Here is a 1622-nt window from a genome sequence, read left to right as displayed (position 1 = left end):
TGGTGACTGGTGACTGGTGACTGGTGACTGGGAAAATACAAATAATTTCTCCCTGACTCCTGACTCCTTGATCTCCTGTAAGGGCGAAGGGGGATAAATTATCAATTTTTATCACAGGTTATTTTCCGAATGCTTCGCCCCTACGACTCCTTGATCTCCTCAAGTTGAAGTCGCAACTTTCTCACAAGGAAAAATATCTTTTAAACTGGTAGAGGCTTGTGATTCAACGGTCAGCATGAAAATCCAACTTTATTTAGGCGCTTTATTTTCCCAAATTCAAGGAAAACATTGGTGGATAGGTATCCTGTTATGGTTTGTTTTAGTCGCTCCTGCTCAAGCATCTGTGATCCTGCGCGTAGCCATTGAAAAGGGAGTAAATCAAGTTAAAGTTGGTGCTTCCACGACAGCAATAGTTAAAGATAGTTCTGGCCGTACCCTGGGACAACTACCAGGAATGAGTGCTTATGCAGCCCAAGCAGTTCCCGGAGGAGTAGCCTTAGATAAATGGCAATCTGGTTTATTTTGGATTGAACCTACAGATAAAGGATTTGTTTATATAGGCGATCGCTGGTTTCGCGGTAGAACTTTGGTTATCCCCACCGAAAACGGCTTAACCGCTGTTAACTGGGTAGACTTAGAAGAATATCTCTACAGCGTCATCGGTGGAGAAATGAACTCTAGCTGGCCGCAAGAAGCTTTAAAAGCCCAAGCGATCGCTGCCCGTACCTATGCCCTCTACAAACGAGAACAACAACGCAACAACCCCATTTTTGACTTAGGAGATACCCCCGACCGCTGGCAAATTTACAAAGGTGTCAGCAGCGAATCTCGCAACACCTACGCAGCAGTAGATAGTACAGCCGGTCAAGTCCTCACCTACGACAACCGCATTATTCTTTCAGTATTTCATGCCTGTTCTGGTGGACACACCGAAAACGTAGAAGACGTTTGGGGAAACCCCCTTCCTTATTTACGCGCTGTCCAAGACTTCGATCAAAACATCAAAGAATGCAACTGGAGCAGAACCTTCACCCCAGAAGAAATTAGCTCTCGCATTTCTGGAGTCGGTAACGTCAGAGATATGATGATTGAATCTCTGTCTCCTTTCCGCAGCGTTAAAACTTTAAGAATTGTGGGAGATCAAGGTACAAAAGTCCTCAAAGGTGAAGCAGTCCGCACCGCACTAAAACTGAGAAGTACCCGTTTCACCCTCAACAAAGACGCAAATGGTAACTTCACCCTCCAAGGATTAGGTTTTGGACATGGTTTAGGTATGAGTCAATGGGGAGCATACAACCTAGCTAAACAGGGAGCAAACCACCTGCAAATTTTAGGACATTATTACAAAGGTGTAGCTTTAACTCCTATTCAAGCTAAGTAGACTGGTGACTGGTGACTGGTGACTGGGGACTGGGGACTGGGGACTGGGGACTGGGGACTGGGGACTGGGGACTGGGGGCGGGGGGTTGGGGGAGGGGGTGTGGCGCATGGCGGAGGTGGTAACGTGGGACGGCGAGCGGTGTAGGATCAGAGATAATAGGCGTGTTAACTTAATCTGGAGCCCGTCTGCAAGTAGATCCAGAGCGATAGTGCACTTGACGTACATGTCTCTCAGACCATCA

The 1622-nt window shown here is 47.0% G+C and carries 2 protein-coding genes; one reads left to right on the top strand and one right to left on the bottom strand.

Going from position 1 to position 1622, the window contains the following annotated elements; translation table 11 throughout:
* Window positions 1-235: 235 nt before the first annotated feature.
* Window positions 236-1381 (top strand): SpoIID/LytB domain-containing protein, encoded by a 1146-nt coding sequence (locus FFR48_RS27740; RefSeq protein ID WP_137669561.1) that lies wholly within the window; start codon window positions 236-238, stop codon window positions 1379-1381.
* Here FFR48_RS27740 and FFR48_RS29840 read toward each other — a convergent pair.
* Window positions 1358-1622 (bottom strand): hypothetical protein (locus tag FFR48_RS29840; RefSeq protein ID WP_236104223.1); only part of this gene is annotated, 265 nt, incomplete at its 5' end. The genes FFR48_RS27740 and FFR48_RS29840 overlap by 24 nt on opposite strands.

The organism is Sphaerospermopsis reniformis (assembly GCF_005402885.1).
GTDB lineage: Bacteria > Cyanobacteriota > Cyanobacteriia > Cyanobacteriales > Nostocaceae > Sphaerospermopsis > Sphaerospermopsis kisseleviana.
This window is presented reverse-complemented; position numbering and strand designations above follow the sequence as displayed.

Bases quoted from the DNA above. Each gene is read 5' to 3' on its own strand.
- FFR48_RS27740 (WP_137669561.1), top strand. From the start codon at position 236: ATGAAAATCCAACTTTATTTAGGCGCTTTATTTTCCCAAATTCAAGGA.